This is a genomic window from Chromobacterium haemolyticum (assembly GCF_009936155.1).
Classification (GTDB): Bacteria; Pseudomonadota; Gammaproteobacteria; order Burkholderiales; family Chromobacteriaceae; genus Chromobacterium; species Chromobacterium haemolyticum.
This window is the reverse complement of the sequence record NZ_AP019312.1, coordinates 5217410-5232592: the sequence shown is the minus strand read 5'-3', so window position 1 is coordinate 5232592 and position 15183 is coordinate 5217410. Positions and strand designations below refer to the sequence as shown.

Genomic DNA, 15183 nt, shown 5'->3' with positions numbered 1-15183 from the left:
TGGATCAGAGCACGTAACGCGCCAGATCTTCGCGCTCGGCCACCTGCTCCAGCTTGCTGTCGACATAGGCGGCGTCGATCTCGCAACGGCCGGCCTTGGCGTCGAAGGCCACTTCTTCCAGCAGCTTTTCCATCACCGTGTAGAGGCGGCGCGCGCCGATGTTCTCGGTTTTCTCGTTGACCTGCCAGGCGATCTCGGCCAGGCGCTGGATGCCGCTGTCGATAAACTCCAGCTCCACGCCCTCGGTCGCCATCAGCGCCTGGTACTGACGAGTCAGACAGGCATTGGTGCTGGTGAGAATGGCTTTGAAGTCGTCCACGGTCAGCGAGGACAACTCGACGCGGATGGGCAGACGGCCTTGCAGTTCCGGGATCAGGTCCGACGGCTTGGACAGCTGGAAGGCGCCCGAGGCGATGAACAGGATGTGGTCGGTCTTGACCATGCCGTACTTGGTGGACACGGTGGTGCCTTCCACCAGCGGCAGCAGGTCGCGCTGCACGCCGGCGCGCGAAACGTCCGCGCCGCCCTGGCCTTCACTGCGGCTGGTGACCTTGTCGATCTCGTCCAGAAACACAATGCCGTTCTGCTCGACGTTCTTCAGCGCCTCGGCGCGCAGTTCCTCGTCATTGACCAGTTTGGCGGCTTCCTCGTCGATCAGTTGCTTGCGCGCTTCCGTCACCTTCATCTTGGCCGCCTGCTTCTTGCCGGAACCCAGGCCCTGGAACATGCCTTGCAGCTGGCTGGCGAAATCCTCCATTCCCGGCGGGGCCATCACGTTCATTTGCGCTGCCGGCGCGGCGATTTCGATTTCGATCTCTTTATCGTCCAACGCGCCTTCGCGCAGCATCTTGCGGAATTTCTGACGGGTGGCGCCGTCTTCCGGCTTGGCTTCCGCTTCCGGTTCGCCGCCGAAGAATCCGGCTTGCTGGCGCGGACGCGGCAACAGCACGTCCAGGATGCGGTCTTCGGCCGCGTCTTCCGCGCGCGGGCGGTTGCGCTTGATGGCGGCGTCGCGGGTCTCTTTGATCGCCACTTCCACCAGATCGCGAATGATGGTGTCCACATCGCGGCCGACATAGCCCACCTCGGTGAACTTGGTGGCTTCTATCTTGATGAAGGGCGCGCCGGACAGTTTAGCCAGACGGCGAGCGATCTCGGTCTTGCCCACGCCGGTGGGGCCTATCATCAAGATGTTCTTGGGGGTGATTTCGCTGCGCAGCGGCTCGGCCACCTGCTGACGGCGCCAGCGATTGCGCAGAGCCACCGCCACCGCGCGCTTGGCCGCGTTCTGGCCGATGATGTGTTGGTCCAGCTCGTGGACGATTTCCTGCGGGGTCATTTGCGTCATGACGTTCTCCAGCCGGAAGCGACGCTCCCGGCGATTTGATTCTTGAATGCGGCTTAGTTGGCTTCCGATGCTTTGCCTTCCGGCTCTTCGGCTTCGTCCAACAGCTCGATCACATGGTTGTGGTTGGTGTAGATGCAGATGTCGCCGGCGATCTCCAGCGATTTCTTCACCACCACTTCCGGCGCCAGATCGGTGTTTTCAAACAGCGCGCGCGCGGCGGACTGAGCGTAGGCGCCGCCGGAACCGATGGCGGCGATGCCCTGTTCCGGCTCCAGCACGTCGCCGTTGCCGGTGATGATCAGAGTGCTGTTCTTATCGGCGACGATCAGCATCGCCTCCAGCCGGCGCAGCATGCGGTCTGTGCGCCAATCCTTGGCCAGCTCCACCGCCGACACCAGCAAGTTTCCCTGATGCTTTTGCAGCTTGGCTTCAAAACGCTCAATCAGGGTGAAGGCGTCGGCGGTGCCGCCGGCAAAGCCCGCCAGCACCTTGCCGCCATGCAGCTTGCGCACTTTGCGCGCCGAGGCCTTGATCACGATATTGCCCAGAGTGACCTGGCCATCCCCGCCCAGCGCCACGCGATTGCCGCGGCGAATGGACACGATGGTGGTTCCGTCGAACTGTTGCATGTTTTGTATTCCAATAATGTCGCCACCGGCACTCCGCCGTGGCCAATGCTGCAAGATATGCAGGCAAAACCATGGATTGCAAGCGTCGGAACGCTCCGGCGCGCCGGCTGGCGCGGCGCTTGGCAAAATCCTTTTCCCGTCATTTATTTACCCATATCAATGACATGAGGGTATACGCGTTTTCCAGCTTGGATAATGAGAATAGTTTGTATTATCATCACCGTCATGAACCAGCGAATTCTTCAATACTCGGCGCTCTCCAGCACCGTGGGCCTGCATGCCCTGGCCTTCGCGCTGATGGGCGGCGCAGTGGCGATGCAGGCGCCAATCACGCTGCCCCGCGTCGCCAGCATGGAAATGATCAGCCTGGCCGCGCCTAGCAAGGCCGCCGCGCCGGCTGCGCCCAAGCAGCAGCCCAAGCCTGAGAAAAAGCCGACTCCGCAGGTCAAGCCCACTCCGACGCCGAAACCGACTCCAGTCAAACCCAAGGTGATGGCCACGCCCACTCCGGCCGCGCCCAGCGCCAAGGCCATCAGCGTGCCCACGGCCGCCCCGGCGGCGGACAGCAAGCCCAGCCCAGCAGCCAGCTCCGCAGAGGGCGGCAGTTCCCGCGGCCAATCCGCCGACGCCAAACCTTCGATCACCGAGCCGATGTACCGAGGCGGCTATCTGAACAACCCCAAGCCGGCCTATCCGGCGCTGTCCATCGAGGAAGGCGAAACCGGCACCGTGCAGTTGCGGGTGCACGTGTCCGCCCAAGGCCAGCCGCTGGAGGTGACGCTGTCCAACAGCAGCGGCTTCCCGCGGCTGGACCGCGCAGCGGTGGCGGCGGTGAAAAAGTGGACCTTCACCCCGGCCAAGCGCGGCAATGAAGCCATCGCCTACACCTTTATCGTTCCCGTTGAATTTTCTTTGAAGTCTGCAAAATCATGAATCTAATGACTGTATTCCATCAAGGGGACGCCGTGCTGGTCACGGTGTTCATGATCCTGGTCCTGATGTCGGTGCTGACCTGGTACCTGATCCTGGTTCGCGGCGTCAGCACCTGGCATATCCGCCGCGCCAACAAGCAGGCCGAGGCCGCGCTGTGGGACGCCCCCAACTGGAAACAGGCGGAAACCCAGCTGCAGGATTCGCGCGCGCCCTTCGCCAACCTCACCCGTCAGGGCCTGGCCGCGCTGCGCCACTACCGCAGCCAGGCTGAGCGCCCGCTGGGCCAGAGCTGCGATCTGGACGAATTCCTGACCCGCGCCATCCGCAAGGGCCTGGCCCAGGAGAACGGCAAGCAGGAAACCGGGATGACCGTGCTGGCCTCGGTGGGCTCCACCGCGCCCTTCATCGGCTTGTTCGGTACTGTATGGGGCATTTACCACGCGCTGGTGAACATCGGCGCGGCCGGCCAGGTCACCATCGCCGCGGTGGCCGGCCCCATCGGCGAGGCCCTGGTGGCCACCGCCGCCGGCCTGGCCGCTGCCATCCCCGCAGTGCTGGCCTACAACGCCCTGACTCGCATGCAGCGCATCATGGCGCAAGACATGGACTACTTCGCCCACGATCTGCACGCCCAGCTGCTGACACAGTCCGGAGAGATCGATGGCGTTCGGTAGTTTCGACAAGGGCGCTTCCGCCCCGATGGCCGACATCAACACCACCCCGCTGGTGGATGTGATGCTGGTGCTGCTGGTGGTGTTCATCATCACCACCCCTTTGCTGACCAATACCGTCAAGCTGGATCTGCCGCAGGCCAGCGCCGCCGCGCAGCAGAGCCAGCCCAAGGAAATCCGCCTGGCCATAGACGCCGCCGGCGCGGTGTTCTGGAACGACGTCAAAGTGCCGGAAGGCGAGCTGGACGCGCGTTTCGCCGCCGCCGCCCGCGACAACCCGCAAGTGGAGCTGCACTTGTTCGCGGACAAGAGCGTGCGCTATGAAACCGTGGCCAAAACCCTGGCCAGCGCCCAGCAAGGGGGCATCAGCAAGATAGGCTTCGCCACCGAGGCGCCTTAACGACAGCCGTGCGAGCATGGCCGGCGCCTGCCGGCCGCTCGCCGCAGAGCCGTCACGCAAGCCCACGCCATTGGTTTGCGTGAGGACTCTGCCGGCCCCTGAGCCACAGTAGACGCGAGATCCGCGTCCCGTACCCGCCAGCGCGCAGCCGCTTATCCAGCCGCTATTTCGCGCCGGCCCCTCATTCCTCTTCTTCTATTCCATGGACTGCCACCGCGCAGACCAGGGAGGGTCTTTGTCCGCTCTTTGCCCGGACAAGGCCGGAGAGGCGCGCAGTAAGGCAAAGCAGAGCCGGCCTCAGCCGGCCGGCGATTATAACGACGACACGAAATGAGAACCCTGATGGAACATCGACCCACCCCAAGCCGCGGCAGCGGCATCGTCGCGCGCAAGCTGCCGGCGAAAATCGGCGCCGGCATGCTCGCCGCCGCCCTCTCCCCCGGTCTGGCTCTGGCCGCAGACGCCCCCACCAAGCTGGAAACCGTCCGCGTGGAAGGCGAAACGCCGGTACGCGGCAGCCTGAAGACCGAGTCCAGCGCCATAGGCAAGTTGAACCAGAAGCTGAAGGATATTCCGCAATCGGTCACGGTGGTCAGCAAGCAATTGCTGGAAGACCAGGCCGTTTCCAACTTGAAGGACGCACTGCGCAATGTGCCCGGCATCACTTTCGCCGCCGGCGAAGGCGGCCGCACCGGCGACCAAGTCGTGATCCGCGGCTTCTCCGCCTTCACCGACACCTATCTGGACGGCATGCGCGACATCGGCCAGTACAACCGCGACACCTTCAACCTGGAAAAAGTGGAAGTGTTGAAAGGCGCCAGCTCCATGCTGTTTGGCCGCGGCTCCACCGGCGGCGTGGTCAACCAGGCCAGCAAAACCCCGTTCGCCGGCTCCCTGGTGGCGGGTGAAATCGGCGTCGGCAGCAATCGCTTCGCCCGCTCCACCTTCGACATCAACCAGGCTTTCAGCGACACCGCCGCAATGCGCGTCAACCTGATGACCACTAACGACGGCAGCGACCGCGGCCCGGCGAAAAGCCAACGCTTCGGCATCGCTCCGTCGCTGGCCTTCGGCCTGGGCGAGCCCACCACCTTGGTGCTGTCCTACTTCCACCAGAAGGAAGACAATGTTCCGGACTACGGCATCCCGTTCAACGCCAACACCCAGCAGCCCATCGACGTGCCGCGCGGCCGCTTCTACGGCCTGAACAGCGACTTCGAGAAAACCCAGACCGACATCGTCACCGCCAAGCTCACTCACCGCTTCAGCGACGGCCTGGTGCTGAGCAATCAATTGCGCTTCAACCGCTTTTGGCGCGATGTGTCGCCGACGGCACCGCGCATCCCAGGCATCACCCCCAGCAATCCAGTGATGGACAGCTCTCGCATCAATCGCAGCAAACCCATGCGCGACGGCACCGACTGGTCGTGGAACAACCAGACCGACTTGGTCAGCAAGTTCGATACCGGCAGCGTGCGCCATACCCTGCTGACCGGCGTGGAGCTGAGCAAGGAGAAGTCCGACACCAGCCGCTACGCTCTGCTCAACACTCCGCCTAGCACCACCGTGGGCGTGCCGGATCCTGGCGTGCCCGTCGACCTCAGCCGCTACCGCAGCAGCAACACTCAGTTCGACGCCAGCAATATCGGCCTGTACGCAATGGATACGCTGGAGCTGACTCCGCAGTGGAAGGCCGTGGTGGGCGCTCGTTTCGACCGTTTCAGCGGCGACTACAAGATCCGCGCCGGCAACCGCGACGGATCCGTCAACCAGGACCCCAGCCGCAGCTACGATGTCAGCCGCACCGACAATGTGTGGAGCTGGCGCAGCGGCCTGATCTGGCAGCCCAGCACCGCCCAGTCCTACTATCTGAGCTACGGCACCTCGTTCAACCCGTCGGGAGAAGCCTACGCGCTGGACAAGGCCACCGCCAAAGTGGACCCGGAAAAGAACCGCAACATTGAACTGGGCGCCAAGTGGGATCTGTTCGACGGCGACGCCAGCCTACGCGCGGCGCTGTTCCGCATCGAGAAGACCAACGAACGCAACACCGACCCGCTGGACCAGAACACCGTGCTGCTGTCCGGCAAGCGCCACACCGACGGCGTGGAAGTGGAAGGCGCCGGGCGGCTGACCGAGCGTTGGGACGTCTTCGCCGGCCTCACCCTGATGAAGTCCCGCATCGACAAGGCCGCGCCGCCGGCCTTGGGCGCCGCCGGCACCGAAGGCAATATGCCGCGCTACACGCCCAAGGTCACCGCCAACCTGTGGACCACCTACAAGTTCACGGAAGAAGTGATCGGCGGTTTCGGCCTAACCCATGTGGGCAAGCGTTACGCGCATGAAGCCAACACCAACTACCTGCCGGCCTACACCGTGGCCAACGCGATGCTGGCTTACGAGACCCGCAAGTACAAGGTGCAGCTGAATGTGAACAACCTGGCCAACAAGACCTACTTCGACGGCGGCTACCCGGCTCACGCCACGCTGGGTACGCCGCGCGAAGCGCAACTGACAGTCAGCTTCAAGTACTAAGCACCTGTTCATGATCTCGCAAGCAAGGGCAAGACAAGGCGAAACCGGCCTAGAAAGCGGAATGCCCGGATGGTGCGGCAACATTTCGAATGCCGGCGCTCATCGCACGATGTCTCTACCGACGCGCAGCAGATCGTAAACCGCTTGCAAGCCGGCTCCGGCCCCCGGTTCGCCGGGGGCTTGGCCTTATACGGAGACACCATGTTATTGCACATCCCCGCGGTGCTGAGCGCCGAAGAACTGGCGCTGGGCCGCGAACTGCTGGCCCGCGCCGACTGGGCCGACGGCCGCATCACCGCCGGCAGCCAGTCCGTCCAGGTCAAACGCAATCTGCAACTGCCGCAGCAGCTGCCGGAAGCCCAACAACTGCAGGCCATGGTGGAAGGCGCGCTGCAACGCAACGGCCTGTTCTTCTCCGCCGCGCTGCCGGCCAAAATCTTCCCGCCGCTGTTCAATTGCTACCAGGCCGGCATGGATTTCGGCAACCACGTGGACAACGCCGTGCGCCGCCACCCTTTCGACGGCGGCTGGGTGCGCACCGACGTGTCCTGCACCTTGTTCTTCAGCCGCCCGGACGAATACGAAGGCGGCGAGCTGGTGATCGAGGACACCTATGGCAGCCACAGCGTCAAGCTGGACGCCGGCGACATGGTGCTCTACCCGTCCACCAGCTTGCACCGGGTGGAACCGGTCACCGCCGGCGCGCGGCTGGCCTCGTTCTTCTGGGTGCAAAGCATGATCAGCGACGACGGCAAGCGCCGGCTGCTGTTCGACATGGACGCGGCGATCTCCAGCTTGCGCCTGCAGTTGGGCGATAACGAAGCCCTGGTGGCGCTGACCGCGAACTACCATAACCTGCTGCGGATGTGGGCCTCGCCGTGAGCGCCCGTTGACCATCCCCCGTCTTGTCCCGCTCGTATTCGCGGGATCGTGGGCAGGCTCGACAGCGACACAAAAAGCACACACATTCGCAAGCGCTAATATGCGAACATGGAACGCTTGACCTCATCCGGCGGCGCGGACGCCGGATGCGCGTTTTCACCGCCCTCGCGCCGTATAATCATCACAGCAACATCACACTTTTCGATTCCAATATGCGTACACTCACTCTCGGGCTGGCCGCCGGCCTCTACAGCAGCTTCAGCGCCGCCGCGCTGCAACCGGTCAGCGAAGCGCCGCTGGCGGTCAAAACCGCCGTCAGCTGCCAACACAACAAAGACAACAGCCTGGACTGCGTCACCAGCAAGCAATTCACCATTCTGCACCCCTCCGGCCGCGAACAACTGTCCCGCATCGACTTCACCTACCCGGCCGAAGACCGCATGCAAGTGGAACGGGCCGAAGTGATCCAACCCAACGGCAAAGTGATCAAACTGGGCAAATCCCAGATTGAAACCCGCGCCGCGCCCAATCCGGACGCCGGCGTCAGCCGCGACATGCAAACCTGGATGGCCTTCCCGGAACTATCCGTGGGCAGCACCGTGTCCTACCGCATCAAGACCCACAGCGTGGCGCAGCCCTTGGTGCGCCAGTTGCGCTACCAGTTGGACCTGGGCCCGCAAAAAGCCCGCGAAGACAGCTTCAGCTTCGACCTCCGGTCCACTCGCCCGCTGATCTGGCGCGGCATGATGCTGGACGATTACGCGGTGGACGCCAGCGCGGACCGCAAGCGCGTCAAGGTGTCGCTGCGCCGGCCGCGCTACCTCAACTACATCAACGAGTGGAACAACAGCGCGCTGCGCGAATGGCCGCAACTGGTGATCGCCACCTCGGACCAGCCGCAAGACCACTTCGGCGCCCACGCCCGCCGCTACAACGAAATTCTGGCCGCGCCGCTGCCGCCGGCCGCCGCCGCCGTGGTGGCCGCCAATCAGGGCAAGCCGGCTGCGGAGCAGACGGCCGCCTTCATGCAGCATATCAACCGCAACTACCGCTACCTCAACGACACCCGGCTGGCGGAACGCGGCCTGGTGCCGTTCACGCTGGCGGAAATCGAAAAACACGGCTACGGCGACTGCAAAGACCTTTCCACTCTGCTGACCGCCATGCTGCGCCGCACCGGCATCGCCGCCGAACCGGCGCTGATCTACCGCGGCAAGTTCGCCCCTCCGCTGCTCCTGCCCGGCGTGGGCGCGCCCAACCACATGATCGTCCGCGCCGACATCGCCGGCCAGACCTGGTGGCTGGACCCCACCAACCCCTTCTTCCAGCCCGGCCGCATCATGTCGGACCTGCAAGACCGCTGGGCCTTCATCATCGGCAAGGACGGCGTGGTCAGCCAAACCCAGGTGCCGATGGAGCCGGCGCGCACCGATCTGAACATCAAGCGCGAAAACGCGCTGCAAGCCGACGGCGCCGCCGATGTCAGCGCCGACATCGAACTGGCCAACTCCGCCCTGATCGACACCATTCTGCAAGACCGTTATCAAGGCATCAGCGCCACCGACCAAAGCCTGTGCAACCGGCTGAGCAATCAACCGGAAGGCTGCAAGGTCCAGCGCGACAAAACCTCCTTCATGGTGCCGTCGGTCTACCCGCTGCGCATGAGCGTGCGCGACCCGCGCATGCTGGAGAAGATTTCCGGCCTGTTTCTCTACGACTCCCACTTCAAAGGCGTGTGGGACAGCTTCGACAACTACAAGCGCAACGGCAACCTGGCCGACGTCTACCTGGGCGATGCCAGCGCCATGCAATCCGATGTGCTGCTCAAGGGCGCCAAGGCCATCCAGCCGGCCTTCGAGTGCAAGGTCAGCTCCCCCTGGTACGAGGTGAACGCCAAGCAGCAGCAGACCCCGGCCGGCATCCGCGTCCAGTACCGGATCAGCAACAAAGTGCGCTGGCTCAGCCACGCCGAGATCAATAGCCCGGAATTCGCCAAACTGATAGAAGACGCCCGCGCTTGCGTGTCTCAGGTCCGCCAGATCGTCAAACTCTGAGAGCCAGTTACGCCAGTCCCGGCCAAAACGCGAAAGGATGCCACAGGCATCCTTTTTGTTTTTGTAAGAACTGGATTATTAAGAAGTAATTTAAGCAGACTCCTGTCAAGCATGGGCAGTACAAATAAATAAACGCTTGCCCCTGCTGGGCCAGTGTCCGAAAATGAACATTTGAGGTTATGCAATCGACAAATAAGAGAGAAACAGACCATGACGCATCCCGCCGCCGGCACGGCCAGCAAGGAAATCCGGCTCGCTCCTCATGAACTGATCATCACCAAGACCGACCCCACCGGCCACATCACCTACGCCAACCGCGTGTTCATGCGCATCGCCGGCTACGCCGAGCACGAACTGCTGGGCAAGCCGCACAACCTGATTCGCCACCCCGACATGCCGCGCGGCGCCTACCGTCTGATGTGGAAAACCCTGCAACAAGGCCAGGAATTCTTCGCCGTGGTGAAAAACCACAGCAAAAACGGCGACTACTACTGGGTACTGGCCAACGTCACCCCGGACTACGACCTGCGCGGCCAGCTACAAGGCTATTACTCCGTGCGCCGCCCGCCCAGCCAGGAAGCCATCAACGCCATCGAACCGGTCTACGCCCAGATGCGCCAGATCGAAGCCAGCCACAACAAGGCCACCGCGCCGGACGCCTCCGTGGCCTGGCTGCAGCAAGTGCTGGCGGACAAAGGCGTCAGCTACCAAGACTTCATTCTTTCCCTCAACGCCCAGGTGCTGCAAGCGCCGGGAGTCGCCGCATGAACCAGTTCCAACACAAGCCGCCCTTCCTGCGCACCCAGATGGGCTGGTGCATCATAGGCTTCAACCTGCTGGTCGCCTTCTCCTTGCTGGACAGCTATCTGTTCCCGGAAATCGTCGGCCACGTCGTGGACGCCTTGCTGCTGGCCGCCTCCATCGCCCTATCCCTGCTGCTGTGGCGCCACAGCGGCCGCATCTTCGGCCTGCTCAACACCCTGCACGAGCAACTGGGCTACGCCAGCTCCGGCGAACTGCACCACCGCGCCACCGGCACCCGCAATCTGGGCGAAGTGGGCAAGCTGGCCTGGCAGCTCAACGACTTCCTCGACCTGATCGAAACCTATTTCAAAGAAATCAACACCTGCTTCAAGGCCATCAGCGCCGGCGACTACAGCCGCCGCCCGCTGAGCCAAGGCCTGCCGGGCATCCTGGCCAGCTCGCTGGGCAGCGTCAACCGCGCTATCCAGACCATGGCCGACAACGACGGCTACATCCGCCGCAACCGCCTCTCCTCGCAGCTGGCCGCGCTCAACAACCCACACTTGCGCAAGGATCTGGCCAGCAACCAGAGCGATCTGGAAGACATCAGCCAGGCCATGGCCGACGTGGCCGCCATCACCCAGGACACCGCGGACGGCGCGCGCGTCAGCCTGGAGACCGCCCAACAGTTGTCCGGCCACCTGGACACCATCGCCGACAGCGTCAGCAGCATGGACACCGCCAGCACCGCGCTGGCCCAGGAATGGCAGGGTATAGAAACCTCGCTGGCCGACATCTCCGCCATCGCCGACCAAACCAACCTGCTGGCGCTGAACGCCGCCATCGAAGCCGCCCGCGCCGGCGAAACCGGCCGTGGCTTCGCCGTGGTGGCCGACGAAGTGCGCAAACTGGCGGAGCGCAGCAAGAGCACCGCCAACAATGTGCAGGACGTGCTTGAAAACTTGTCGCTGCGCATCGGCAATATGCAGACCCAGGCCAGCGCCGCCGGCAATGTGGCCAGTCAGGTCAAGGAATCGGTGGAAACCTTCCGTCTGCGCTTCAACTCCCAGGTGGAGCAATCACAGCAAGTGATGGCGCAGGTGAACCGCGTGCATGACAAATCCCAGCTCAGCCTGCAAAAGGTGGGCCACGTGATCTTCAAGCAGACCGCCTATCACTCGATAGAGGAGGCCAAGCCGCTGGAGCAGGGCAGCGAGTTGCAAGGCTGGTTGCAACTGCAAGGCCAGCAGTCCTTTGGCCAGACCCGTTCCTGGAGCGAGCTGGCGGCCACCGAGCAGCAAGCCAGCCAGCACATCGACGCCGCGCTGGCGGTGTTTGGCCAGGAAGGGCCGCTGGACGAGCAGGAGATCGTCAACCGGATGCAGAAGCTGGAGCAGGACAGCGGCCGCATCCTGCGCTATCTGGACAAGCTGGGCGAGGAGAAGCACGGCCAGTAAGCAACGCTTCAATGCCGCCTCGCATCGGCGATACGGCATTGGAGCCTCGACTGACGTTTAAGCTGGCAGGAATCAAGCGGGGCCGCTTTTGGCTGCCCCGCTTTTTTGCGTGCGCCGGCCAGGCGGCAAACGGTGCCGGGATGCGTCCTTGGATTCCGATGGCGAGGTTTGGTGGGTATCGCCTCTCGGCTCCACCCACCCTACAAATACCCCGACAAACCATCCGCCGTAGGGTGGGTGGAGCGCAGCGATACCCACCAACCAAGGTCAGCGCTTGCGCAGGCGGATGCGGCGGAAGCGCGCTTCCAGCTTGAGCCGTTGTCCCAGCGCCAGATAGAGTTGGTGTTGGCTATCGACATGGCGGTAGACCCGGACCCGGTCCGCGCCCAGCAGCATCATGATTTCCAGATAGTTGAAAAAGCCCATCCACTGACCGCGTCCGTCGCGGTCGTCAAAGTCGATGTCCCGCGCCACGCGGCTGAGCAGGCCCTTACCGACGTATTCTCGGTTGTCCTTCAGCCATTGCAGCAAATGCGCCGCGCATTCGCGGCCGTAGGCGCTGTCCGCGGGGTAATCCTTACGGGGCGTGGGCATTTGCCAGTAATGCCGATAGGTGCGGCCGGGGCAGAGGCGAACAAAGGGAAGCAAGGCTTCCTGCTGCTCCAGCGAGTGCAGTTTGTAGCGACGACGACGGGGGAATTTGTGAGGATGTTGCATGGTGTTTCTCCTGCTGTGACACAAGATAAACCACCTGCCGGGTAAGGCTGAGGTATTGGGCAGGCGCGTGGCAGGATTGGCGTACCGGGTGTGTACCAGACCGGTGAGTGCATGGCACTCTCCCACCACGCGCCTGCCAAACGGCACTGCCATGGTGAAACAGCCCGCGCAGTATGCTGCGTAGGCTGGTGGTACACACGAACGGGACGCCAATCCCGTGTGCCGCATGTGGGCGGCAACGGGGGAATTGTTGCCGAGGGGACGGTTGAGGTCAAGGTGGGGCGGTTGCTTTGATTGAGCGTGGCTTATTGGTTGTGTGATCTGGTTTTGAATCCGCTGCGCGGATATTGATTTAGGTGCCGCTTTCCGCGCTGACCGAGCGAGGCAAGCGTAGCGTCGCGAGGGAATAAGACGGGGAGGGGGCGGGCCGCCGCCCCCTTCCAGCCCCCCTCGTCCCCCAGGACGCGAAACCCGGAGCGCGCCCCGAGGGGACACTTGGTCGCTACACGAGGTGGTCAATTTTCTAGATAGGGGATGGTTGATTTGCCGCCTGGGTTGCTCTGTGGGTAACTTGGTTTCATTGCTCTTGTCTGTGGATAAGCTTTGTTTCCTAAAAGAAAGCATGTATCCGATGCGCCCCTGGTCCCTTCAAGCCTGCCGACGGGTGGCAGGCCCGAGGTCTTAAGCGGCTGCCTGTTCGAGCAGCGCGACGTTAGCGCGCCATCACTGAGCGAATCAAAGATTCGCACGTAGAGAGTTCAGCCGCGCCTCGGGCCTGACGGGGCCCGGCGGGAAGCCGTAGGCCAGGCTTGCAGGGCGGCCTTTGGGGTGTCTACGTGCGAATCTTTGATTCGCTCAGTGATAGGGAATTTGGCCGAGTTGTTCCCCTTCCTGCCTGCCGGGCAGCCCCGGCAATCAAAACCATCATCCGCGCAGCGGATTCAAAACCCTCATTTCACCTACAAATGGCTTACCTCTCCTAACAGGTTCCGGAAGGAAGCCCCCGCCCCCACAACAAATGCAAAAAGGGCGGAAGCCCCAACGAAGGTTTCCGCCCTGCAACAAGATCCGCGCCAACAAACCTTGGCGCTAGGAGCCCGCCCCCTGCCGCGCCGGCTCCCCGGCCGCCTCCGCCTCGGCGGCCGCGCCGCCGGCCAAACGCCGCAAAGATCCAAAAGCTCCGCACATCGCCAGACTGGCCGCCGCGGCCGCCGCGCCGAACCAAGCCACAGCCGTCAACGGCGCCAAGGCCCGTGCCAACGCGCCCAGCCCCAAAGCGCCCAGGCCGTCGCCCACCACGTCCTGCGCGTTCCACAGGCTGTTCACCCGGCCCAACAAATGGTCCGGCGTATTGCCCTGCACCAGCGTGAACTGCAACAAGGACGCGATGGAACCGAAATAACCCAACAAGGCCAAGGCCAACAGGCCGTAAGCCAGGTGATGGACCAGGCCCAAGGACGCGATGCTCAGCGACGAAGCCAGCACGCAACTCAACATCACCGCGCCGGGGCGGCTCAAACCGCCCACCCAGCCACTGGTGAACGCGCCTATCATCGCGCCCAGCGGCACCGCCGAATACATCAGCCCCACCTCGAAAGCGCCGCCGCCGTAGCCGTCCTCCGCCAGCGAGGGATACAGCACCCGCACCGCGCTGAGCAGGGTCTGCAGCGTGCCCACCGCCACCACCGCGCCCACCACCTTGTTCTGCCACAGGAATTCGAAGCCCTCCAGCAAGGAACGCAGCGGATGCGCCGGCTCCCCGCCCTGCGGTTTCAAGGACGGCAAACGCGTCAGCGGAATCAAGGTGGCCAGGGTGCCGACGCCGGCCAGCAGGTAGTTCCAGTTGACCCCGACGGCGGCGATGATCAGGCCGCCCAGCAAGGGCGACAGCACGCCGCCGATGCGCATGGTCAACATGCTCAGCGCACCGGCGGCCGGCAGGTTTTCACGGCCAACCAGCACCGGGATGGACGCCATCAGCGAGGTGATGCCGATGCCGCTGAAAAAACCGTCCCAGGCCGACACCACGTAGAGCGCCAGCACCGAGGGATGGGTCATGAAGCCGTTGAGCGCCAGCGCCAGGAAGCCCAGGCCGCACAGCGAGCGGCCCAGCAGAATCAGCCGGCGGCGGTCCATGCGGTCCGCCAGCACGCCGCCGCACATCAGGCCGGCGAACATGCCGACGCCGTCCAGCGCCATCGCCGCGCCCACTTGCAGAGTGGAGCCGGTGAGTTGATGGATTTGCACCGGCACCGCCACCATCAGGATGCCGAAGGCGAACACCGAGATCATGCGGGCGATGAAGATGGAGCGGAAATGCGGGTTGAGCCTGAGCAGGCTGAAATCGACGAAGATGGGCGACTTTTTCATGACAGGTTTTTTTGATCTCGACAGGGGTGGAGGCCGCGCAGCATGCGCTGGCGCGGCCGGCAAGAGGGTGTGCCGTTATGGATGCCGCATGGTAACATCAGCAGTCTGTATTAGGAATCATTTGCATTTGATCATGTCAATCAGCCTCGCCCCGGTCCAGCCCGCGCCCTCTGCGGCCGGCCGTCGCCTGACCCTGCTGCTGTGCTGCCTGGCCGCGCTGGCCCTCATCGTCATGCTTACCAAATCGATTCCCGCCGCCGTCGTCAGGGGCAACCTGCCGCATGAAGGCGGCGACCCGGACAGCGTGATCGTGCAGCAAGGCCGTTTGCCGCGCACCGTCGGCCTGACCGTGGATTACCGCCTACTGATTCCCTCTTGATTGCCCTTTTCGCCCGTCGGCCCCGACGCGGGCTTTTTTCGCCTGGCGCGCGGGGCCGTTCCCG

General features: G+C 63.6%; 13 protein-coding genes. 9 read left to right on the top strand and 4 right to left on the bottom strand.

Going from position 1 to position 15183, the window contains the following annotated elements; all coding sequences use genetic code 11:
• Positions 1 to 4: 4 nt before the first annotated feature.
• Together hslU and hslV are read right to left on the bottom strand one after the other, a co-directional pair.
• The gene (gene hslU / locus GYH29_RS24210; protein ID WP_161524522.1) at positions 5 to 1348 is read right to left on the bottom strand and encodes an ATP-dependent protease ATPase subunit HslU; all 1344 of its coding nucleotides are present in this window, start codon (positions 1346 to 1348) and stop codon (positions 5 to 7) included.
• A gap of 53 nt (positions 1349 to 1401) precedes the next feature.
• Positions 1402 to 1977, bottom strand: coding sequence for an ATP-dependent protease subunit HslV (gene hslV / locus GYH29_RS24205; protein WP_043593311.1), 576 nt, complete (start codon positions 1975 to 1977; stop codon positions 1402 to 1404).
• A 225-nt stretch (positions 1978 to 2202) separates the two neighbouring features.
• On the opposite strand from hslV, the gene GYH29_RS24200 reads away from it, so the two are divergent.
• From GYH29_RS24200 to GYH29_RS25075, 8 genes are all read left to right on the top strand, one after another.
• Entirely contained in the window at positions 2203 to 2910 is a 708-nt protein-coding gene (locus GYH29_RS24200) for an energy transducer TonB (RefSeq protein WP_161524521.1), read from the top strand.
• Positions 2907 to 3584, top strand: a complete 678-nt coding sequence (locus GYH29_RS24195; RefSeq protein ID WP_039755192.1) for a MotA/TolQ/ExbB proton channel family protein — start codon at positions 2907 to 2909, stop codon at positions 3582 to 3584. The genes GYH29_RS24200 and GYH29_RS24195 overlap by 4 nt, the downstream gene beginning before the upstream one ends.
• Positions 3571 to 3981 (top strand): ExbD/TolR family protein, encoded by a 411-nt coding sequence (locus tag GYH29_RS24190; RefSeq protein WP_019101956.1) that lies wholly within the window; start codon positions 3571 to 3573, stop codon positions 3979 to 3981. Before GYH29_RS24195 ends, GYH29_RS24190 begins: the two co-directional genes overlap by 14 nt.
• 342 nt (positions 3982 to 4323) lie before the next feature.
• Positions 4324 to 6516, top strand: a complete 2193-nt coding sequence (locus GYH29_RS24185; RefSeq protein WP_161524520.1) for a TonB-dependent receptor — start codon at positions 4324 to 4326, stop codon at positions 6514 to 6516.
• A 201-nt stretch (positions 6517 to 6717) separates the two neighbouring features.
• Positions 6718 to 7398 carry a Fe2+-dependent dioxygenase gene (locus tag GYH29_RS24180; protein WP_161524519.1) on the top strand — a complete coding sequence of 227 codons (681 nt, stop codon included), beginning with the start codon at positions 6718 to 6720 and terminating at the stop codon, positions 7396 to 7398.
• A gap of 212 nt (positions 7399 to 7610) precedes the next feature.
• The gene (locus tag GYH29_RS24175; RefSeq protein ID WP_161524518.1) at positions 7611 to 9452 is read left to right on the top strand and encodes a DUF3857 domain-containing transglutaminase family protein; all 1842 of its coding nucleotides are present in this window, start codon (positions 7611 to 7613) and stop codon (positions 9450 to 9452) included.
• A gap of 210 nt (positions 9453 to 9662) precedes the next feature.
• Complete coding sequence (locus GYH29_RS24170) at positions 9663 to 10220, top strand: PAS domain-containing protein (RefSeq protein ID WP_019102317.1); 558 nt, start codon at positions 9663 to 9665, stop codon at positions 10218 to 10220.
• A complete protein-coding gene (locus tag GYH29_RS25075) occupies positions 10217 to 11653 on the top strand; it encodes a methyl-accepting chemotaxis protein (RefSeq protein WP_161524517.1) in 1437 nt (478 codons plus the stop codon). Before GYH29_RS24170 ends, GYH29_RS25075 begins: the two co-directional genes overlap by 4 nt.
• Positions 11654 to 11920: 267 nt before the next feature.
• Here the strand turns inward: GYH29_RS25075 and GYH29_RS24160 are convergent, their stop codons facing one another.
• Both GYH29_RS24160 and entS read right to left on the bottom strand, forming a co-directional pair.
• Positions 11921 to 12370 carry a hypothetical protein gene (locus tag GYH29_RS24160; RefSeq protein WP_161524516.1) on the bottom strand — a complete coding sequence of 150 codons (450 nt, stop codon included), beginning with the start codon at positions 12368 to 12370 and terminating at the stop codon, positions 11921 to 11923.
• A 1089-nt stretch (positions 12371 to 13459) separates the two neighbouring features.
• Positions 13460 to 14740, bottom strand: coding sequence for an enterobactin transporter EntS (entS, locus tag GYH29_RS24155; RefSeq protein WP_019104001.1), 1281 nt, complete (start codon positions 14738 to 14740; stop codon positions 13460 to 13462).
• Between the two features lie 133 nt (positions 14741 to 14873).
• Between entS and GYH29_RS24150 the strand changes: the two genes are divergently transcribed.
• Positions 14874 to 15119, top strand: coding sequence for a hypothetical protein (locus GYH29_RS24150; RefSeq protein ID WP_161524515.1), 246 nt, complete (start codon positions 14874 to 14876; stop codon positions 15117 to 15119).
• Positions 15120 to 15183: the final 64 nt, after the last annotated feature.